Source organism: Achromobacter insolitus (assembly GCF_002209555.1).
In the GTDB taxonomy this organism is placed as follows: Bacteria; Pseudomonadota; Gammaproteobacteria; order Burkholderiales; family Burkholderiaceae_B; genus Achromobacter; species Achromobacter insolitus.
In genome coordinates this window covers 139,477-158,444 of sequence record NZ_NJIF01000010.1, presented here as the reverse complement: position 1 = coordinate 158,444, position 18,968 = coordinate 139,477, and the positions used below count along the sequence as shown (strand labels likewise).

The following is an 18,968-nucleotide window of genomic DNA, read 5'->3' as shown; positions in this document are numbered from 1 at the left end:
CGCCGGCAGCGGCTGCCGGGCCGGCGGTCCGGGTGTGGTCAGGCAGCGACCACTTCTTCCGCGGTGGCGGCTTGCGGTTGGCGCATCAATTCAACGAAGGGCAAGGCCCGTTGGATCGCCAGCCTGGCCCGCTCGATCAGGGCTTCGTCCTGCAGGCGGTAGCCGGCGAAGTCCTTGTCGGTCGCGTAGACGCCCAGCGGCAGGGTGCGGGCCTGGAAGAAGCTGAACAGGGGCCGCAACTGGTGATCGATCATCAGGGCGTGGCGTTCGCTGCCGCCGGTGGCCGCCAGCATGACGGGCTTGTCGATCAAGGCGTCCTGATCGATGAAGTCGAAAAAGTGTTTGAACAGCCCCGTATACGAGCCACGGTAGACCGGGGTTGTTACCACGACGACGTCAGCTTGCTCGACCGTGGCCAGTTCCCGCTCTACCGCGTCGGGCAGTTGCGAACGCCAAACCGCGCCAGCGAGTTGCGGGGCGAGCTGACCCAATTCAACCAGGTGCTGTTTACATGGGACTTCGCAGGCGATCAGGTCCAGCAGGTGCTGTGCCAGGGCGGCGGATTTGGAGGGGCGTTGCAGTCCGCCGGAAACGGCTACTAGACGGAGTGGACGAGTCATCTTGCTTCACATGAATGGGTCTGTGCGGTGCCGCGCCGGCTTTTGTGCAGGTGCAGCAGAGGCTGGCAGCGGATACTAGAGGAGGGTAATGATGAAGTAAAATGGTTTTATTTCACGAATCCATGAGCAGGAATCATCTGAATGCTTGAGCGCATCCACCTCAGCATCGTCCAGCAGGTCGAGAAGCAAGGGTCTTTGACGGCCGCTGCGGGCGTGTTGAACCTGACCCAGTCGGCCTTGAGCCACAGCATGAAGAAGCTGGAAGTGCAACTGGGCACCGACGTCTGGCTGCGCGAAGGCCGGAGCCTGCGCCTGACGCAGGCCGGCCAATACCTGCTGGCGGTGGCCAACCGCGTGCTGCCGCAACTGGATCTGGCCGAAGAGCGCCTGGGCCAGTTTGCGCAGGGCGAGCGCGGCGCGCTGCGCATTGGCATGGAATGCCACCCTTGCTACCAATGGCTGCTCAAGGTGGTTTCCCCGTATCTGGCTGCCTGGCCCGACGTGGATGTGGACGTCAAGCAGAAGTTCCAGTTCGGGGGGATCGGCGCGCTTTTCGGGTACGAGATCGACCTGCTGGTCACGCCCGACCCGTTATTCAAGCCGGGCCTGAAGTTCGAGCCCGTGTTCGACTATGAGCAGGTACTGGTCGTGGCCAAGGGCCATGCCCTGGCTTCGGTGGCATACGTGAAACCTCAGCAGTTGACCCAGGAAGTGCTCATCAGCTACCCCGTGGACATCGAGCGCCTGGACATCTACAACCAGTTCCTGCTGCCGGCCGGTGTCACGCCCAGGCGCCACAAAGCCATTGAAACCACGGACATCATGGTGCAGATGGTGGCGAGCGGCCGTGGCGTGGCCGCTCTGCCGCGCTGGCTGGTCGAGGAGTACGCGGCCAGGATGGACGTGGTGCCCGTGAGGCTGGGCGCGCGCGGCATCGCCAAGCAGATATTCCTGGGCGCGCGCGAGGCCGACACTGCGATTGACTACGTGCGGGCCTTCATCGAACTGGCTCGCCAATCAGCCACCGTCTCCGCCATTGCGCAAGGGAGCGAGGTCGGCGAGGTCCGCTAAAGCGGGACCTGCTGCCGGTCACGGCGGGCAGGCCCATACGCCAGTCACGCGTTACGGACGCGCCCCGCAAAGGTCCCGTAACAGCGCGATGTCCGGCTGCACTCCCAGGCCCGCCGCATTTCCGAGGTTTGCGCGTCCGTCGACGATCACATCCAATGCCGGGCTGAGAGCCACGCGCAGGGGATTCTCGTTGGAGTCGATTTCCAGCATGCCGCCGGTGCGTCCTTTGGCTGCGAGGACGTGCGCGGACGCGAGCTGGCCGACGCCCGCGCCGAGGAAGTGCGGGCAATAACACAGTCCGGCTTCGTGAATCCTGTCGATGACGGGCAGGCAGCCAGAGATGCCGCCCCATTTGGCCAGATCCGGTTGCACGATGTTCAGGGCCCGGCTGTTGATCATCGTCTCGAAGGCAGCCGCACCGATCAGGTTTTCTCCGGCGGCGAGCGGGATGTCCGTCCTTTCGGCCAGGTGCGTCCATTCAGCCGCCGGGCGGTCGGCCCGTAGGGGCTCCTCCAGCCACATCGGCGCGTACGCGCTCAAATGGCCGGCCATGCGCAGCGCGCCTTCCAGGTCCCAGGCCTGATTGGCGTCCAGCATGAGCTTATTGCCTTGGGGCAGCCGAGCCTGGACCGCCTTGACGTTGGCAAGATCCCGTTCGTCGCCAAAGCCCACCTTGAGCTTGAAGGCGCGATAGCCCTCCGCATGCTTGGCGAGCACCGTGTCCTCGGGACGGTCGGGGTTGATGCCGCTTGCATAGACGCTGATTGTTCCTGATGCGCCGCCCAGGAACTGCCATAGCGGCATGCCCGCCCGCCGGGACAGCATGTCCCACAACGCCAGGTCGATTCCAGCGATCACCTGGGCGATGGGGCCGGGCTCGCCGGATTGGATGGCAAGCACTGCGGTGCGTTCGCTCATGTGGGCAAACGCCGCTTCGGCCGAGGCGTGGGCCTGGCCGACGATCAGCGGCGCCACCACGGTTTCGAGCAGGCGGGCGCGGTGTTCCGCGCCGCAACCCGGGAAATTGCACCAGACCTCGCCCCAGCCCACGGCGCCGTCCCCGTCCTCGACCCGTACCAGCAGGGCGGGGCGGTCAAGCATGGTGCCGAACGAGGTCTGTACTGGGCGCTTGACCGGCCAGCGCAGGACGTAGGCGTCGACGCGCGCCAGCGTGAAAGGTCTGTGGGCCCAGCCTTGAGTCGTATTAGGGTTTGTCATGGCATAAAGATGTTAAGTGCTGGTCTATAGTATGTTTAGCACTTATGGTTTGCAACTCAGGTCTAACCCTCTATCCCAACCATGCGTCTTCCGTCCTTCATCTCGCGCCCCGCGCTCATCGCGGCGCCCTGGCTATGCCTCCTGGCGCTGTGGCTGGCGGTGCGGGCGAGCGGGCTCGTCAGCCCCGCTCTCGTGCCTTCGCCGGCCGAGGTCGTCGAGCAGTTCATTACCCTCTCCAAGGACCGGTTGTGGCAGGACATCTGGATGTCGGCTCGCCGCGTCTTTACCGGCGTGACGCTGGGCATCATCGTCGCGGTGCCCGTTGGCTTCTGCCTGGGCTGGTACCGCGGGTTGCGGGTGTTCATCGATCCCGTCATCAACTTCTTTCGAGCGCTCCCGCCGATCGCGCTGATTCCGCTGGTGATCGTCTACTTCGGCATCGGCGAATCGGCCAAGACGGTCATCCTGTTCTACGCCTCTTTTTTTGCGGGCGTCATCGTGATGTACGAGGGGATCGCCCAGATCAGCCCGATTTTCGTGCGCGTCGCCCGCACGCTCGGGGCCAATGACGTGGAAATCTTCATCAAGGTTATCGTGCCCCTGACCGTGCCGCACATCCTTACCGCCATCCGGGTGGCGCTGGGCGTGGCCTGGGCGACGTTGGTGGCATCCGAACTCATCGCGGCGCAGCAGGGACTCGGGGCGCTCATCCAGAATGCGTCGTCGTTCTTCCAGTTGGACGTGATCTACGTCGGGATCATTTGCATCGGCCTGATTGCAATGTTGATGGATCTTGCCCTGCGGGCGGCTACCCGCCGCCTGGTGGCGTGGCAAGACCGCATTGCCTGAGACCGATCCGGAATATCAGAGACCATGAGCATCAGCACTCCACTGCGCAGCGTAGACACGGCTTCGCCCAGTCCGTCCTCGGATCCGAAGGTCAGGATCCGTTTCGATAACGTCTCGGTGGACTTTCCCACCGCCACCGGCCCGATGAGAGTCGTGGACGGTGTAACCCTGGATATCCGGGATGGCGAGTTCGTTTCCATCATTGGCCCCTCGGGCTGCGGCAAGACCACCTTGATGAACATCGTCGGTGGATTCGTGCAGCCTACCGCCGGTGCCGTGACGCTGGATGGGCAGCCCGTTACGGCTCCCGGACCCGACCGCGGCGTGATCTTCCAGGAATACGGTGTGTTCCCGTGGCTTACGGTGCGCGGCAATATTGAATTCGGCATGAAGCTTGCAGCCAGCAAGGTGAGCCCGCGAGAGCGCGCCGAGGTCTGCCAGCGCTACATGAAGCTGATGGGCCTGGCCGACTTCGCCGACCACTTTCCGAAACATCTGTCCGGCGGCATGCGGCAGCGCTTGGCGATCGCCCGCGCTTACGCCGTCAAGCCGCAATTCCTGCTGATGGACGAGCCCTTTGGCGCGCTGGATGCCCAGACCCGTACCGCCATGCAGGATCTCTTGCTCGAAGTGCTGCAGACCGAAGGCAAGACGGTGATGCTGATCACCCACTCGGTGGACGAAGCCATCTATCTGTCGTCGAAGATCGTCGTGGTCACCGCCCGCCCTTCAAAGGTCCGAAAGGTGATTGAGGTTCCCTTCGGCTACCCGCGTTCGGAGCGGGTCCACGAGGATCCGCGCTTCGTCGAGTTGAGCCGCGAAATCCGGGAGCTGGTCATGTTCGAGTACCAAGCCCAGGCCCGCCAATCCGTTCGACCGACCGATTGAGCCGCCGTCAGCAGCGCCTACACAAGGAGACTCCATGAAACTGGACCGCAGAACCATACTCAAGGCCGGCGTTGCCGCGTCCATCGCGGGAATCGCCGCGCCCGTCATCGGCCAGGCCCGCAAGAAGCTGCGCGTCGGCTACCTGCATACGCCCGCTGTCGACGGGCACTTGTGGCTGGGACTGCAGATGGGAAGCTATGCCAAGCATGGCCTGGAACTGGAGCCCATCGTGTTCACCACGGGCCTTGAGATCTTTCAGGCCATGATAGGCGGCAGCCTCGACGTGCTGGCCACCGGCGCGGTCGTTTCGAATTTTCCCGCGCGCGGCCAGGGCAAGGTTTTTCTTGTGAACGACATCGAATATGGCACTGCCCAGCTCTGGGTGCGCGACGATTCGATCAAGACCGTAGCCGACCTGAAGGGCAAACAGATCTCGACGACGACCGGCACGACCGCCCATGTGTTCCTCGACAGGGCATTGCGCGCGGCCAAGCTGGAACCGGGCAAGGACGTGCAGATCGTCAATCAGCGCATGGCCGACGCCGTGACGTCGTTCGTCTCCGGCGCGGTCAACGCGGTCGCGCTCTGGGTTCCGTTCGATACGATCGTCAGGTCCAAGGTGCCGAACGCTCGCATGCTGATCGACGCTTCCGCCTTCTATCCCGAGGCGGCGATCATGGGTGGCTGGGCAGCCAGGAACGATTTTTACGAGGCGCAGAAGCCCGCCATCCGTAGCCTCATCGCCGCCTGGGGCGAGGCCAACGACGCCATCGTGAAAGACCCGGATGCGGCGGTGGAAACACTGCAGAAGTCTCAATACAAGGATGTGCCTCTGGCCGAGTTCAAGGCGCAGTTCAAGCAGGCGAAGTACTTTTCCACGGCCGAATGGCGCACCAAGTACGAAGACGGTTCCGTGACCCGTTGGCTGCAGCAGGTGACGGACTTCTTTGCGCGGGCGGGGAACATCCCGAATCCCGTTCCCGCTTCGCGTTACTTCGACCCCACGGCCTATCTTGAAGCGATCAAGGCATGAGCGTTCCGGCTTGCGCAGGCTTTGACTATATCGTCATCGGCGGCGGTTCGGCGGGATGCGTGCTGGCCAATCGCCTCAGCGCGGACCCTGCTGTGCGCGTGCTGCTTCTGGAAGCGGGCGCCGCCGCGCGCAATTTCTGGCTGAAACTGCCGGTGGGTTATTTCAAGACCATTTACGATCCGCGGTTCTCCCGGCAGTTTCCGATCGAAGCCCAGCCCGAGACCGGAAATCGCCCGATCCTGTGGCCGCGTGGGATAGCGCTGGGTGGTTCGAGCACCATCAACGGCCTGTTGTACATCCGAGGCCAGCATGAGGACTACGATGACTGGGCAGCGCTTGGCGCGACAGGCTGGGCCTATCGGGACGTGCTGCCGTATTTCAAGAAATCCGAACGCTACGACGCCGGCGAAACCGAGTACCACGGGGCCGCGGGCGAGCTCCGGGTCTCCAATCTTCGCAACCATCATCCCTACACGGCTGCCTGGGTGGATGCGGCGGTCGAGTATGGCTGCCGGCGCAATGAGGACTTCAACGGCGCGGAATCGGAAGGAGTGGGCCCCTACCAGCTGACCCTGGGCAGCCGCTGGCGCTGCGACGCCGCGACCGCCTTCCTCACCCCGGTGCGGTCCAGGCCGAACCTGGTGATCGAGACCCGGGCCCACGTTACGCGCATCCTGATCGAAGGCGGCAGGGCAATGGGCGCGGAATGGGTGCAGGATGGGCAGTTGAAGCGGGCGATGGCGGACGCCGAGGTGGTGCTTGCCGCCGGCGCGCTGCAATCGCCCCAGGTGCTGCAGCTCTCCGGCGTGGGCGACGCCGCGCTGCTCGCCAGGCATGGCATCACCGTGCATGCGCATTCGCCGGAAGTCGGCCGCAACCTGCAGGATCACTATCAGGCGCGCGTCATCGTCAAGCTGAAGCGACGCATGTCGCTCAATGACGCCGTGCGCAACCCCTTAAGCCTGGCGAGCATGGGCGCGCAGTGGTTGTTCCAGGGCAGGGGGCCGCTCACCGTCGGTGCGGGCCAGGTGGGCGGCTTGGCAAAGACCGAGCACGCGGTAGGCGGGCGTGCCGACATACTCTTCAACGTCATGCCGCTGTCGGTCGATAAGCCAGGCGATCCGCTGCATCGGTTTTCCGGCTTCTCGGCGTCGGCGACGCAATGCCGGCCCGATTCGCGCGGCACCGTGGAAATCGTGAGCCAGGACCCGCTGGCATCGCCTCGCATCGTTTCGAACTATCTGACCGAGCCGCGCGATGCGAAGGTGCTGGTGGCGGGTTTGCGCATGTTGCGCGATATCTATGCGCAGCCATCATTTCGCGACCTGGTGACCGGGGAAGAGTATCTGCCTGGAAACGATGTGACGACGGCCGCGGCCCTGGAGCATTTCGCCCGCAACAAGGGCGGAACGGTCTTCCATCCCGTGGGCACGTGTCGCATGGGGGGCGATGCCGAGTCTGTGGTCGACGCGCGATTGCGAGTCCGCGGAATCGAGCGGTTGCGAGTCATCGACGCGTCCGTCATGCCGCGGATGGTGTCGACGAATACGAACGCGGCCGCGATCATGATAGGCGAAAAGGGCGCCGCGCTTCTCCTCGAGGACGCGCGCGGCGGCGTCCGGCGACCCGTGCGTGATATAGTCGCGGACACTTTGACGCCATGATTCTCGACACCGCCCAAGCCCCTCTGTACGTTCAACTTTCGGATCTGTTCCGACAACGGATCCTTAAGGGCGTCTGGAAGAACGGCGACAAATTGCCGTCACTGGATGCATTGGCCGAAGAGTTCCACGTGGCCAAGGTCACGGTGCGGCAGGCGATCGAAAGGCTTACTCGCGATGGCCTGCTTTCGCCGCAGCGCGGACGCGGCACCTTCGTGACGGGCGCTCCCCAGGACAACCGTTGGTTTCGCGTCGAGACTTCGCTCGAGAACCTGTCCAGCGTCTACCGGGATACGCACCCGACCATACTCAACATCGACGAGTCGACGCGAACGCCTTTGCTGAACGAGTCCGATGGCGTTGCCGCGGAAAAGTATGTCTTCATGCGGCGTATCCATGCCCGCAACGGGCAGCCGTACTGCGTCATCAACATCTACCTGGATGCAGCCATCTTTGCGAAGCACCCTTCGCGTTTTCGCAAGGAGACGGTCATCCCCATTCTGATGGGCATGCCCTCGGTGGAGATCGTCACCGCGCGCCAGGTGCTGACCATTTCGACCGCCGACGTCGAAGTGGCGCGGCACTTGGGGATCAGCGTGAATGCGCCGGTGGCGGAAGTCCGGCGCGTGTTTACCGGACCCGAGCGTCGCGTCATCTACCTGGGCGAAGTGACCTATCGCGGCGATTTCGTGCGCATGGAAATCGACCTGAAGCCCTGACGTCGGGAAGACGCCAGCGCGTGGCTTCGCGGGCCAGGCGGCATCCCCGAGGCCCAGTAATCATCCAACATCGTCAAAGCGCTTCGATCGCGCGGCGCGCATAGGTAATGAAGGCTTTTGTCTCGGCCGGATATCGCGCCAGGTCGTCTTCCTCCAGCCCGAGATAGCTTGCGCGCGCCTTGGCCAGTATGGGGCGATAGGGCGCCTCTATCCTGTCCAGCAGCCACGTCGCTGCTCGTTCCTTGGAGGCAATGTCGCCGGACACGGCCGTGTACCAGATGCGTGCCAGCGCAAGAATGATGTTGCGTTCGTCGTCTGCCCAGTCCTCGGGCGTATTCCACTGCGCGACCGTATCGAGCAGCGCGCGTGTCAGGTCCTTACGGGGGACGGCTTCGAAAAGCTGGCTGGCCGACGGGCCAGCGATGGGGATGCTGTGGCCGCGTACCTTGGTAAGGAGTATGGCCAGGTCGTGGTCCGGCATGGGCGGTTCCATCAGCCCTGCCGTCAGGTCCGCGCGCAGCCATTCGCCGAATTGCAGCTCGCGCCTGGCAGGGTGTCGCCAGGGCACGATGTGCTCACGCGCAAGCACTGTGACTTCGAGCGCGCGCAGGCTTGCCGATGCGCCCGGCGGGGCCGAGACCGTCAGCAATTCCATGGCCAGCCCACGCAAAGCCGTCTCGCTTGGAGGTGTCGCGACGGTGACGAGCAGATCGATATCGCTGTAGCGTTGCAGCCCGTCGTCCACGGCCGAGCCGAAGAGATGGATGGCGACGATGTTGGCGCCGAGATGGCGTTCGATGACGCTTTTGGCTGCGGCGACCTGGGAAGCGATGGAGGGGGGAATAGTTGGGATCATGCTGCGATAGTAGCCAAGATTGCGCAGGCCGGCAGGTCGTCCGCGGGGGGCGTCAGGCGCGAGGGCGGGCCAGGTGCCATGGCGGGTTGCTCCGGCAATGAGGCCCGGCGCTGGTACTATGCCGGCGCAACGCCCACGTCCCAAGATCCCCCTTGTGTCCAAGACAGGCACCGAGATGACCCGTTCACTGTTTCGAGCAACCGCGCTGGCCGCGGGCATGTTCATGGCCAACGGCGGCGCGTCATTGAAGATCGAGGTTCCCATCGGGACTTATTGAGTAACGGAGTGGCGATCCGAGTGTGCCAGTCTTCAACGGGAGAGAAGTGTGTCCACACCCATAGACGTGTCTGGTGAGCCGGCGGGTTCGATATGCGAGGCTGGACGCTATCAGCTGAGCCTGACCGCGCCAGGCAGCCATGTGCTCGCCAGGGAAGCGGGGCGCGGCAACCTGATCATCGGGCCGGCCAGCCTGGGCAAGAAGGCGGATTTGCACGTGATGCCCGACGACAGCATCGACTGGACGGCGTTCAATCCTTTTTCCACGCCCGCCGGATCTCCGTGGCCGCGCCATTTCGATTATTGCGGCAATGACAGCAGCTTCTTCGGCTGGTCGCGACAACGCGGTATCGAGCAGTTCGGTTGGGCGCCGGTGTACGCCGGCAGGCGTGCCATCGACGCCAGCGAGGCCAGGATCCAGACGCTGCATATCCGGCTGGATCGCATGCCGGGGCATCTTGATGCCGCGCTGCCTCCGCTCCAGCACTTGGGGTTGTCCGGCGACCTCGCGCGCATTACCGTTGCGGGGCAGCTTCCCGGCATGCTGTCTTTGCATCCGACGCTAGGCCGCCGGCCCGGCCCGCCTGGCTATGCCTTGCCCGGTCTGGGTGTGCTACAGGACGTGGCCGCGCTGGCGTTGCACGGCGCGCCGCTGGGGCAAGCGATATCGCTGCGCGGGATCGAACGTTTCGGGGCGCTGGAAAGCCTGTCGCTTTGGGGGCGCTTCACCGACTGGGACGCGCTGGCGGGACTGCCTCGCCTGACGAATCTGGAACTGCGGTTCACGCCCGATCTGGAAGGCCTGCCGGCGCTGGGCAGTTGGCCATTGCTGGACAGGTTCATCGCGTACAACGTCGATGAGGCCGCGGGCAAACGATTGAAGGCGCAGATGAAGGCGCGCGAGAAGATTCGGGCATGGAGCGGCCACACGTCGGTTTCCAAGCTGCGCAAGCCCGATTGGTGGCAAAGCGAATATGGACGGCCTTTCGTGGGGTGGAGCGGGCGCATGGCGAAGGCCGCGAATGCGGCCTATGACGTGGCGCAAACCGCGCTGGAAGGCGCAAGGCACGTGGAAGACGCCCAGGCGGCCATTACCGAATTTGCCCGTCAGTTCAACGGGATGAAGGGCATCGAAACCACGGAACGGGAAGACATCGGCGAGGCCGTCTGGCAGTTCAGCCAGCTTGCCCGGCTTGGCCAATTGGGCGTAAGCGAAGCGCAGGCGCAGCGCTGGTTCGACGAGGCGCGGGACTACTGATCGTCTTCAGGGCAGAATCGGACCTCAGGCCAGCTACCTTTGCTGGCTCATGATGCTGAGCGCAACCGCTTCCGCGATCTTGATGCCGTCGACGCCCGCTGACAGGATGCCGCCCGCATAGCCCGCGCCTTCACCGGCCGGGAACAAGCCCTGGGTGTTGATGCTTTGCAGGGTTTCGGTGTCGCGCTTGATCCGGATGGGCGACGAGGTCCGCGTTTCGACGCCGGTGAGCACGGCGTCATGCATGCCGAAGCCCTTGATGGTTTTGTCGAAAACCGGCAGCGCTTCACGGATGGCGGTGATGGCGAAATCGGGCAGGGCGGCGGCCAGGTCGGTCAGATGCACGCCCGGCGTGTATGACGGCAGCACCGAGCCGAACTCGGTCGACGCCTTGCCTGCAATGAAGTCCCCGACCAGCTGGCCCGGCGCGCTGTAGTTGCGGCCGCCCAGTTCAAAGGCCTGGGATTCCCATTTGCGCTGGAAGTCCACGCCTGCCAGCACATGTTCGGGATAGTCCACTTCGGGCGAAATCCCGACCACGATGCCTGCGTTGGCATTGCGTTCGTTGCGCGAATATTGGCTCATGCCGTTGGTCACCACGCGATTGGGCTCGGACGTGGCTGCCACGACCGTGCCGCCCGGACACATACAGAAGCTGTACACGGAACGCCCGTTGCTGGCGTGGTGCACCAGCTTGTAGTCGGCCGCGCCCAGGATCGGATGGCCGGCGTTAGGCCCGAAGCGGGCCCGGTCGATCAGCGATTGCGGGTGTTCGATCCGGAAGCCGATCGAAAATGGCTTGGCCTCCATGAACACGCCCTGGTCGTGCAGCATCTGGAAAGTGTCGCGCGCGCTGTGGCCGATGGCCAGCACGACGTGGTCGGCCTCGATGTGCTCGCCGCTGGCCAGGGTGACGCCGGTGATCTTGCCGTTCTCGCGTTGCAGCATCTCCACCTTGCTGGAGAAGCGGACTTCGCCGCCCAGCTTGGTGATGGTGTCGCGCATGACTTCCACCATGCCCACCAGGCGGAACGTGCCGATGTGCGGCTTGCTCACGTACAGGATTTCCTCGGGCGCGCCGGCCAGGACGAATTCCTTGAGCACTTTTTCGCCGTAGTGCTTGGGATCCTTGATCTGGCTGTACAGCTTGCCGTCTGAAAACGTGCCGGCGCCGCCTTCGCCGAACTGGACGTTCGAGTCCGGGTTCAGGATGCGCTTGCGCCACAGGCCCCAGGTGTCCTTGGTGCGTTCGCGCACGGCTTTGCCGCGTTCGAGGATGATGGGTTTGAACCCCATCTGCGCCAGAACCAGGCCGGCAAACAGGCCACAGGGGCCGGTGCCGATGACGATGGGGCGTTTGGCGAGGCCGGCAGGCGCCTGGGCGACGAACTTGTATTCGGTGTCGGGAGTGGGCTTGACGTTACGGTCATCGTGAAAGCGCTTGAGCAGCGCCGCCTCGTTGTCGACGTCGACATCCAGCGTGTAGATCAGCAGGATGTTGTGCTTCTTGCGAGCGTCGTAGCTGCGGGAGGCCACGGTAAAGCCGCGCAGATCGCTGGCCGGAACGCCTAGTTTCTTGAGAATTGCGGCGGGCAATTCTTCGGGCGTGTGATTCAACGGCAGCTTGATTTCAGACAGTCGCAACATGCAGGGGTCCAGACAGAACGGGCGAGCACAACGTCGCCAAACGCGAATTGTACTGGACCTCGGTGGAGCTGGCGGGGACGCTGCGCGCCGCGTCAGGGGGCAGGCGGATTGATCCGCGCTCCGCGTCGCACGGTCTGGGGCGGCATGCCGAAGCCTCGCAGGAAGGCTTCGCGCAGGTGCCGCCGGTCGCGAAAGCCGGTTTCCCTGGCGACGATTTCCAGGGGATGCCGGCTGGTTTCTATCATCAGTCGCGCGGCCTCCAGCCGCAGGCCCTCGATGGCCTTGGCGGGTGACTGGCCGGTTTCCGCCGTGAACACGCGGCTGAACTGGCGCGGACTCAGGCTGGCGGCCTGCGCCAGATCCTCGACGCTCAGGGGGCGCGCGAGATTGCGCCGCGCGTGTTCCAGTGCCTGCTGGATGCGGTCGGATTTGGGCGCGAGCCTGAGCATTTCCGAGTGCTGGGATTGCCCGCCGGAGCGGCGCTGGTGCATCACCAGCCGGTGCGCCACCGAACGCGCGATGTCCGCGCCCAGGTCCTTTTCCACCAATGCCAGGGCCAAGTCCATTTCTGCCGTCATGCCGGCGGAAGTCCATACCGGGCCGTCAGCGATGTAGATGCGGTCGGCTTCGACCTGAATTCGGGGATGGCGCTGTTGCAGGGCCTCCGCCCAATGCCAGTGCGTGGTGGCGCGCCGTCCGTCCAGCAGGCCGGCCTCGGCCAGCAGGAAGGCGCCGGTGCACAGGCCGGCAACGCGGCGCGCGCGTGGGGCCAGCGTCTTCAGCAATTGGGGCAGCCCCGGCGCCACCGGCCTGGATACCGGAGACAGAACGCCGGTTACCAGCCACGTGTCCGCCTGGCTGCGGGCGGTGAGCGGGCGGGCTTGTACCGTCAGGCCCGTCGATGCGCGTACCGCGCCGTCCAGGGCATAGCAGTCCAGGGCGTAAAAGGGTTCGCGCGCAACCACATTGGCGAGCTCGAACACGGCCTGGGTGCCCAGGGCCAGGATCTGGAAGCCTTCGGGCAGCAGGTAGCCGATGCGATGCATGGAATCCGTCCTTGGGGAACGATGTCTTGATTAATGACTATATACGTCATTTACGCCATATGCCGCAAGCCGGAACATGGGCGCCATGGCAACCAACTTTCCTGGAGTCTCACCATGACACAAATCCACCATCCCGGCATCGCCCTCGTCACGGGCGCATCCAGCGGCATCGGCGCGTTGTACGCGGACAAGCTTGCGCAGCAGGGCTACGACCTGATCCTGGTCGCGCGCAACCGGGAGCGCTTGAACGCCCTGGCCAGCGACATCAGCACCCGCACCGGCCGCGCGGTCGAAGTGCTGCCTGCGGACCTGGGCGAGCGGGCCTCGTTGGCGCGCGTGGAAGCGCAACTGCGCGAAGACGCAAGCATCACCTTGTTGGTGAACAACGCCGGCATTGGCACGCACACGCCGCTGTTGCAGAGCGACGTGGAGCAGATGACGCGCATGGTCGAGCTGAACGTTACCGCCCCGATGCGGCTGGCATATGCGGCAGTCCCGGGCTTTGTCGCGCGCGGCAAGGGCGCGGTCATCAACATTGCCTCGGTCGTGGCATTGGCGCCGGAAGTGTTGAACGGCGTCTACGGGGGCAGCAAGGCCTTCGTACTGGCGTTCAGCCAGTCTTTGCAGCACGAGCTGGCCGGCACCGGGGTGCAAGTGCAGGCAGTGTTGCCTGGCGCCACGGCCACCGACTTCTGGGCCATAGGCGGCCGCCCGGTGGAAACGCTGGACCCGCGTATCGTGATGCGCGCGGAAGACCTGGTCGATGCCGCCTTGCTGGGGTTTGCGCGGGGGGAGAAGGTGACGATTCCTTCGCTGCACGACAGCGCGCAGTGGGAGGCCTATGACGCCGCGCGGCGCGCCATGGCGGGGAACCTGTCCAGCAACACGGTCGCATCGCGCTACGCGGCGGGCGGCTGATCCCATGAATACGCCTTCCTCCATTGCCGTCGCTCCCGGCGACGCCGCGCCCGCGCGTTTGACCGGGCGCCTGTTGGCCGTGCTGGCGGGACTGGCCGCCCTGGGCGCGCTATCCACCAATATCATCCTGCCGGCGTTCCCGAGCATGGCGTCCGAACTGGGCGCGGACACTCGCGACATGGGACTGGTGCTGTCGAGCTTTTTCCTGGCCTTCGCCGTCGGGCAACTGTTTGTGGGGCCGATCTCGGACCGCTGGGGCCGCCGGGCGCCGGTAGTGGGCGGCCTGGCGCTGTTCATTGCCGGCAGTCTGGTCTGCGTGTGGGCGCCGACGCTGCCTTTGCTGGTGGCGGGCCGGGTGGTGCAGGCGCTGGGCGTGTGCGCGGCCTCTGTGTTGTCGCGGGCGATTGCGCGCGATCTATTCGAGGGTGAGGCGCTGTCGCGGACCTTGGCGCTGACCATGGTTGCCATGGCCGCCGCGCCGGGCTTCTCACCGCTGCTGGGCAGCGCAATGGAGTATGGGCCGGGATGGCGCGCCAGCTTTGCGTTGGTTGCGCTCCTGGGCCTGTTGCTGGCCCTGGCCTATACGGCCGTGGTGGGTGAAACGCATCCGGCGGATCGGCGCGCGGCGGCCTCGCCTGGGGCGGTGTTGCGCGGCTACGCGGCCTTGGCGCTGGACCGGCGATTCATGGGGCCGGCGCTGGCCGTGAGCGTGATCGTGGGGGGGCTCTATGCCTTCTTCGCGGCCACGCCGGCAGTGTTGATGGGGCGCTTGGGCCTGAGCGCGCTGCAGCTTGGGTTGTTCTTCGCGTGCACGGTCTTCGTGGTGTTTGCCGCCGGCATGCTGGCGCCACGGCTGGCCCATCGCTGGGGCGCGGCTGCCGTGGCCCGCGCCGGCTGCGCGGTTGCGCTAGCCGGCGCGCTGGCGATGCTGGCGGGCGGGGAATCCGGCGGTCTTGCGTACTTCACGGGAGCGGTCGTCCTGTACCTGCTCGGCATGGGGTTGGTCAATCCGCTGGGCACGGCCATGGCGCTGGGGCCATTCAGCCGGCAGGCTGGCTTGGCCTCGTCCTTGCTGGGCGGCCTGCAGATGGGTTGCGCGGGCGCAATGACCGCGCTGGCGAGCGTGGCAGGGGGAAGTCCTGCATTGACGCTGGGCCTGGTACTGGCCGCGGCTGCGGTACTGGCATTCGCCGCGCTCATGGCGCGCGGGCGCATGGAATAGTATTTGCCTTTCTCTTGATAACCCTCTGTCCAGGAACACATCATGCTGCGCTCCAGTGAAATCATCGACCGCCTCATCGAACGCCAGCGCGGCACGCTGCCCGACACCTTCGGCGTGCGGCCGCTGTCCATCGAGGAGGGGCGCATGTCCATGGAGATGACTGTCGCATCGTGGATGATGGCGCCCAATGGATACCTGCACGCCGCTACCCAGGTGATGCTGGCCGATACGTGCGCTGGCTACGCCACGATGGCGCACCTGCCTGACGGCGCAAAAGGATTTACCACGCTGGAGCTGAAATCGAACTTCCTGGGTACCGCCAAAGAAGGGGTGCTGACGGTCGAGGCGGTGGCGGAACACATGGGCCGCACCACCCAGATCTGGTCGGCCACCGTGTTGGACGCGAGCGGCCGGAAGCTGTCGCTGTTCCGTTGTTCGCAGATCATTCTGTGGTGATGGCCTGCGCCAAGCCCCTGATTTCTTCCAGAAACCGTAATGCCGGACCCGGGAGTATTCCTTCACGCCGGTGATACGCCGAGAACCGGCGCTCATGGTCCAGGCCGTCCACCCGCAATTCCCGGATCAGGCCGGCCTTGAGTTCGGCGCCGTACATGGGCCGGGTCAGCCAGCTGACGAAACCCGAATGCGCGACCAGGCTTTTGAGCAGGGGAATCGACGTGCTGGAAACCGCGATGACGGGCAGGGCCAGGCCCTTGCTCTTGAAGAGCGACATGAGCCGATTATGCGGCTCGGTGCGTTGCGGCACGAAACACCAGCGCTCCGCGAGCAGTGCTTCCATGCTGATGGATGCATTGCCTTGCAGCGGGTGACCTGTGCCGACGACCACGTTCATGCTCTCGTGCCACGTGCAGTCCCTGGCGGAGACGATGCTAGGCGTCTCGGGCGCTTCCGGCGCGATTACGAGGTCGACCTGGTAGTTGTCCAGGGCTGTGGCCAGTTCGTCCCAGATGCCTTCGACCACATCGATGGCGATGCCGGGCCATTTGTCCAGGAACCCCCCTAGCGCCTTGGGAATAAAGAGGGCGGACGCGCCCGCCGTGACGCCCAGGCGCAGGGCGCCCGTGGCCAGGCCGCGCATGCGGTTCATTTCGTCGCGGGCGTTTTTTTCTTCGCGGCAAAGCAGTTGCGCATGTGGCGCAAGCGCTTTGCCATACGCCGTCAGGCGCATGCCGCCCGAATGCCGCTCGAACAGGGGTTCGCCGACGGCCGCTTCCAGGCGCTTGACGATCCGGCTCAGCGCGGGCTGGGTGAGGTTCATCCGGTCCGCGGCTTTGCCTAACGAGCCTTCGTCCAGCACGGCAAGGAATGCGCGCAGTTCATTGAGGTTGTAGGCCATACCGGACTGTAATGACTTTCGCGCTAAATAACAATTTTCAGGAATGAGTGGCGGCCTCACACTCTCGCCATCCGATACGGCACATCCTGCTGCCCTGCAACGGCTCAGGGACACGCGGCCGTTCAACCATGGAGAGTAGCGACATGCGGAAACGTTTGTTCCTGAAAGCGCTGTTGGCGTTGGCCGCCGGCTCGGGCGCGGCGACGTGCTGGGCCCAGGCGGGCGACAAGCCGATCGAGTGGGTCCATCCCTATCCGGTGGGCGGCGGCTCGGACGCCATTGCGCGCAAGCTGGCGGAAAGCGTGGGCGCGCAGATGGGGCGGAGTTTCTTCGTGAGCAACAAGCCCGGCGGGGCCACCAACATCGCCGCCGCCTACGTGGCCAATGCCAAGGGCAATGGCAATATCGTCTTCACGGGCGACTTCGCCACCCTGGCGGCCAACCCGCATCTGTTTGCCAACTTGCCCTACGACAGCGTCAAGGACTTCGTGTCGGCCGGCCTGTATGCCCGCTATCCGATTCTGCTGGTGGTTTCCAGCAAGGTGCCGGCTGGCAATCTGGACGAATTTCTGCATTGGGCTCGCGCCAATCCCGACAGCGCCAATTTCGCCAGTTCGGGAGTGGGATCTCCGCAGCACCTTGCCGCCGAGTTGTTCCGCGAGCGGACCGGTTTGAAGATGACGCACGTTGCGTACCGCGGCGGCGCGCCGGCGGTAACGGACCTGATGGCCGGATCGGTGTCGTTCGCGCTGATGGATGCGTCCACCGTGGTGCCGCAGATGAAGACGGGCAGACTCAAGGTGCTAGGCGTGGCGAGCCCGCAGCGCATGAAGCACTTTCCGGATATCCCGACGCTGCATGAACAAGGGCTGACGGATTTCGAGGCCTTTGCCTGGCAGGGCATGCTGGTCCCGGCCGGCACGCCGCGCGCGGCGGTGGACGCCCTGAACCGCGGGCTGGCGGCTGCGCTCAAGACGCAGGCGGTCATCGACTTCTACGCCAATATCGCAGTCGAGCCCTGGTTCAGTTCTCCGGACGAGATGGCTGCCTTCGTGGCAAACGAGAACAGCCGCTGGGGCAAGATCATCCGCGAACGCGGCATTACATTGCAGTAGGTGCCGCGTGTTGTTGACGGTGGAGGATTACCGGCGCCAGGCCAGGAAGGTCTTGCCCCGGTTCGTGTTCGAGTTCATAGACGGAGGCGCGGAGCACGAGACTTGCCTGCGCGCCAACCGGGACGATTTCGACCGGATCCGGCTGACGCCACGCGTGCTCAAGGATACCCGCGAGGTGGACACCACGGTCCAGGTCTATGGGGCGACGTGGCGCTTGCCATTCGCGCTGGCGCCCACGGGCTTGAATGGCGTGGTGCGCCCCGGCGGCGATGGCATGCTGGCCCGGGCTGCGGCGGAGCTCGGGGTGCCTTTCGTGCTGTCGACCGCCTCGAACCAGCGGGCCGAGGACGTGCGGGCGATGGCCAGCCATGGCGAGCAGTGGTTGCAGCTGTACGTAATGCAGGACCGCCGGCTGGCCGAGCAGCTCGTGCGCCGGGCGCGGAGGGCAGGGTACCGCGCGCTGGTATTGACCGCCGACGTGCCGGTGGGGGGCAGGCGTTGGCGCGACGTGCGCAATGGATTCTCCATGCCATTCCGAATCACGCCCCGGGTCGCGTGGGATGTGGCGCGCCGGCCTGGATGGGCGCTACGCATGCTGCGCGGCGGGTTGCCGCGCTTCGTCAATCTGGCCGAACACGCTTCTGAATCTTTGCCGATGGAGGTGCAGGCTTCCTTGCTTGCCCGCAGCATGGACCGCTCCCTGACCTGGGAGAGCCTGCGTTGGCTGCGCAGCCTGTGGGACGGCCCCTTGCTGCTTAAAGGCGTGCTGCATCGCGAGGATGCCGTTCTTGCCGTCCGCCACGGCGTGGACGGCATCATCGTGTCCAATCACGGTGGGCGCCAACTGGATGCCGCGCCGTCGTCGATCAGCGTATTGCCCGGCATTGTGGATGCCGTTCGCGATCGCATACCCGTGTTCCTGGATAGCGGCGTGCGCAGCGGCGCCGACATCATCCGCGCTCGGGAGCTGGGGGCGCGCGCGGTCTTTATCGGCCGGCCCGCGTTGTACGGGCTGGCCTGCGAGGGCGCGCGGGGCGTGGCAGCCGTGATGCGCCTGCTGGCTGCGGATTACGAGCGCGACATGGTCCTGTCGGGACTGGCGGGCTTGCCCGAATCGCCGCCCGATCACGCCTAGGCCGGGTTTGCCCCGGCGCGGCAACCGCCTCTACAATGTGAGATCAAACACACCTCAGGGAGTCATTCGCCATGCGTCA

Annotated in this window: 18 protein-coding genes; 12 read left to right on the top strand and 6 right to left on the bottom strand. The window is 65.0% G+C overall.

All coding sequences use genetic code 11. The features are described from left to right. Positions 1 to 38: 38 nt before the first annotated feature. Positions 39 to 620: an FMN reductase gene (gene msuE / locus CEY08_RS24985; RefSeq protein WP_063962321.1), complete on the bottom strand. Its 582-nt coding sequence runs from the start codon at positions 618 to 620 to the stop codon at positions 39 to 41. Between the two features lie 141 nt (positions 621 to 761). Between msuE and CEY08_RS24980 the strand changes: the two genes are divergently transcribed. Beyond that, positions 762 to 1,691: a LysR family transcriptional regulator gene (locus CEY08_RS24980; RefSeq protein ID WP_063640000.1), complete on the top strand. Its 930-nt coding sequence runs from the start codon at positions 762 to 764 to the stop codon at positions 1,689 to 1,691. 51 nt (positions 1,692 to 1,742) lie between these two features. On the opposite strand, the gene CEY08_RS24975 is transcribed toward CEY08_RS24980, so the two are convergent. Beyond that, positions 1,743 to 2,909 carry a mandelate racemase/muconate lactonizing enzyme family protein gene (locus CEY08_RS24975; protein WP_076814028.1) on the bottom strand — a complete coding sequence of 389 codons (1,167 nt, stop codon included), beginning with the start codon at positions 2,907 to 2,909 and terminating at the stop codon, positions 1,743 to 1,745. Between the two features lie 81 nt (positions 2,910 to 2,990). Here CEY08_RS24975 and CEY08_RS24970 point away from each other — a divergent pair, with 81 nt between their 5' ends. From CEY08_RS24970 to CEY08_RS24950, 5 genes are read left to right on the top strand one after another with little or no spacing between them, the layout of a single operon-like run. Continuing rightward, positions 2,991 to 3,758: an ABC transporter permease gene (locus tag CEY08_RS24970; protein ID WP_042793921.1), complete on the top strand. Its 768-nt coding sequence runs from the start codon at positions 2,991 to 2,993 to the stop codon at positions 3,756 to 3,758. A gap of 24 nt (positions 3,759 to 3,782) precedes the next feature. Then, complete coding sequence (locus tag CEY08_RS24965; RefSeq protein WP_084738561.1) at positions 3,783 to 4,646, top strand: ABC transporter ATP-binding protein; 864 nt, start codon at positions 3,783 to 3,785, stop codon at positions 4,644 to 4,646. 34 nt (positions 4,647 to 4,680) lie between these two features. Continuing rightward, positions 4,681 to 5,679, top strand: a complete 999-nt coding sequence (locus CEY08_RS24960) for an ABC transporter substrate-binding protein (protein ID WP_042793920.1) — start codon at positions 4,681 to 4,683, stop codon at positions 5,677 to 5,679. Next, positions 5,676 to 7,343 (top strand): GMC family oxidoreductase, encoded by a 1,668-nt coding sequence (locus CEY08_RS24955; protein ID WP_076814026.1) that lies wholly within the window; start codon positions 5,676 to 5,678, stop codon positions 7,341 to 7,343. Before CEY08_RS24960 ends, CEY08_RS24955 begins: the two co-directional genes overlap by 4 nt. Continuing rightward, on the top strand, positions 7,340 to 8,059 hold the full coding sequence (locus tag CEY08_RS24950) for a GntR family transcriptional regulator (protein ID WP_042793919.1): 720 nt from the start codon (positions 7,340 to 7,342) through the stop codon (positions 8,057 to 8,059). Before CEY08_RS24955 ends, CEY08_RS24950 begins: the two co-directional genes overlap by 4 nt. Before the next feature lie 73 nt (positions 8,060 to 8,132). Here the strand turns inward: CEY08_RS24950 and CEY08_RS24945 are convergent, their stop codons facing one another. Continuing rightward, positions 8,133 to 8,915 (bottom strand): aminoglycoside adenylyltransferase family protein, encoded by a 783-nt coding sequence (locus tag CEY08_RS24945; protein ID WP_076814024.1) that lies wholly within the window; start codon positions 8,913 to 8,915, stop codon positions 8,133 to 8,135. Positions 8,916 to 9,240: 325 nt separating this feature from the next. Between CEY08_RS24945 and CEY08_RS24940 the strand changes: the two genes are divergently transcribed. Beyond that, entirely contained in the window at positions 9,241 to 10,449 is a 1,209-nt protein-coding gene (locus CEY08_RS24940; RefSeq protein ID WP_076814022.1) for a hypothetical protein, read from the top strand. Positions 10,450 to 10,482: 33 nt separating this feature from the next. Here the strand turns inward: CEY08_RS24940 and CEY08_RS24935 are convergent, their stop codons facing one another. Continuing rightward, positions 10,483 to 12,096 carry an NAD(P)/FAD-dependent oxidoreductase gene (locus CEY08_RS24935; RefSeq protein WP_042793916.1) on the bottom strand — a complete coding sequence of 538 codons (1,614 nt, stop codon included), beginning with the start codon at positions 12,094 to 12,096 and terminating at the stop codon, positions 10,483 to 10,485. A 92-nt stretch (positions 12,097 to 12,188) separates the two neighbouring features. Next, positions 12,189 to 13,142 (bottom strand): GlxA family transcriptional regulator, encoded by a 954-nt coding sequence (locus CEY08_RS24930; RefSeq protein WP_088607818.1) that lies wholly within the window; start codon positions 13,140 to 13,142, stop codon positions 12,189 to 12,191. A gap of 114 nt (positions 13,143 to 13,256) precedes the next feature. Here CEY08_RS24930 and CEY08_RS24925 point away from each other — a divergent pair, with 114 nt between their 5' ends. The 3 genes from CEY08_RS24925 to CEY08_RS24915 are packed head-to-tail and all read left to right on the top strand — an operon-like array spanning position 13,257 to position 15,738. Further along, complete coding sequence (locus CEY08_RS24925; protein WP_088607817.1) at positions 13,257 to 14,060, top strand: SDR family NAD(P)-dependent oxidoreductase; 804 nt, start codon at positions 13,257 to 13,259, stop codon at positions 14,058 to 14,060. Between the two features lie 4 nt (positions 14,061 to 14,064). Then, a complete protein-coding gene (locus tag CEY08_RS24920; protein ID WP_063639985.1) occupies positions 14,065 to 15,282 on the top strand; it encodes a Bcr/CflA family efflux MFS transporter in 1,218 nt (405 codons plus the stop codon). Positions 15,283 to 15,324: 42 nt separating this feature from the next. After that, positions 15,325 to 15,738 carry a PaaI family thioesterase gene (locus CEY08_RS24915; RefSeq protein WP_076814018.1) on the top strand — a complete coding sequence of 138 codons (414 nt, stop codon included), beginning with the start codon at positions 15,325 to 15,327 and terminating at the stop codon, positions 15,736 to 15,738. On the opposite strand, the gene CEY08_RS24910 is transcribed toward CEY08_RS24915, so the two are convergent. Beyond that, on the bottom strand, positions 15,725 to 16,639 hold the full coding sequence (locus CEY08_RS24910; protein ID WP_076814015.1) for a LysR family transcriptional regulator: 915 nt from the start codon (positions 16,637 to 16,639) through the stop codon (positions 15,725 to 15,727). The two genes, CEY08_RS24915 and CEY08_RS24910, sit on opposite strands and share 14 nt — an antisense overlap. 143 nt (positions 16,640 to 16,782) lie before the next feature. Between CEY08_RS24910 and CEY08_RS24905 the strand changes: the two genes are divergently transcribed. Further along, positions 16,783 to 17,754 (top strand): Bug family tripartite tricarboxylate transporter substrate binding protein, encoded by a 972-nt coding sequence (locus CEY08_RS24905; RefSeq protein WP_076814013.1) that lies wholly within the window; start codon positions 16,783 to 16,785, stop codon positions 17,752 to 17,754. Positions 17,755 to 17,761: 7 nt separating this feature from the next. Further along, a complete protein-coding gene (locus tag CEY08_RS24900) occupies positions 17,762 to 18,889 on the top strand; it encodes an alpha-hydroxy acid oxidase (RefSeq protein ID WP_076814010.1) in 1,128 nt (375 codons plus the stop codon). The last annotated feature ends 79 nt before the right edge of the window (positions 18,890 to 18,968 follow it).

Excerpts from the sequence above, each read along its gene's own strand:
- CEY08_RS24970 (WP_042793921.1), top strand. The coding sequence starts at position 2,991 with ATGCGTCTTCCGTCCTTCATCTCGCGCCCCGCGCTCATCGCGGCGCCC.
- CEY08_RS24915 (WP_076814018.1), top strand. The coding sequence starts at position 15,325 with ATGCTGCGCTCCAGTGAAATCATCGACCGCCTCATCGAACGCCAGCGC.
- CEY08_RS24950 (WP_042793919.1), top strand. The coding sequence starts at position 7,340 with ATGATTCTCGACACCGCCCAAGCCCCTCTGTACGTTCAACTTTCGGAT.
- CEY08_RS24925 (WP_088607817.1), top strand. The coding sequence starts at position 13,257 with ATGACACAAATCCACCATCCCGGCATCGCCCTCGTCACGGGCGCATCC.
- CEY08_RS24980 (WP_063640000.1), top strand. The coding sequence starts at position 762 with ATGCTTGAGCGCATCCACCTCAGCATCGTCCAGCAGGTCGAGAAGCAA.
- CEY08_RS24905 (WP_076814013.1), top strand. The coding sequence starts at position 16,783 with ATGCGGAAACGTTTGTTCCTGAAAGCGCTGTTGGCGTTGGCCGCCGGC.
- CEY08_RS24975 (WP_076814028.1), bottom strand. The coding sequence starts at position 2,909 with ATGACAAACCCTAATACGACTCAAGGCTGGGCCCACAGACCTTTCACG.
- CEY08_RS24935 (WP_042793916.1), bottom strand. The coding sequence starts at position 12,096 with ATGTTGCGACTGTCTGAAATCAAGCTGCCGTTGAATCACACGCCCGAA.
- CEY08_RS24960 (WP_042793920.1), top strand. The coding sequence starts at position 4,681 with ATGAAACTGGACCGCAGAACCATACTCAAGGCCGGCGTTGCCGCGTCC.
- CEY08_RS24930 (WP_088607818.1), bottom strand. The coding sequence starts at position 13,142 with ATGCATCGCATCGGCTACCTGCTGCCCGAAGGCTTCCAGATCCTGGCC.
- CEY08_RS24955 (WP_076814026.1), top strand. The coding sequence starts at position 5,676 with ATGAGCGTTCCGGCTTGCGCAGGCTTTGACTATATCGTCATCGGCGGC.
- CEY08_RS24910 (WP_076814015.1), bottom strand. The coding sequence starts at position 16,639 with ATGGCCTACAACCTCAATGAACTGCGCGCATTCCTTGCCGTGCTGGAC.
- msuE (WP_063962321.1), bottom strand. The coding sequence starts at position 620 with ATGACTCGTCCACTCCGTCTAGTAGCCGTTTCCGGCGGACTGCAACGC.
- CEY08_RS24965 (WP_084738561.1), top strand. The coding sequence starts at position 3,783 with ATGAGCATCAGCACTCCACTGCGCAGCGTAGACACGGCTTCGCCCAGT.
- CEY08_RS24920 (WP_063639985.1), top strand. The coding sequence starts at position 14,065 with ATGAATACGCCTTCCTCCATTGCCGTCGCTCCCGGCGACGCCGCGCCC.
- CEY08_RS24945 (WP_076814024.1), bottom strand. The coding sequence starts at position 8,915 with ATGATCCCAACTATTCCCCCCTCCATCGCTTCCCAGGTCGCCGCAGCC.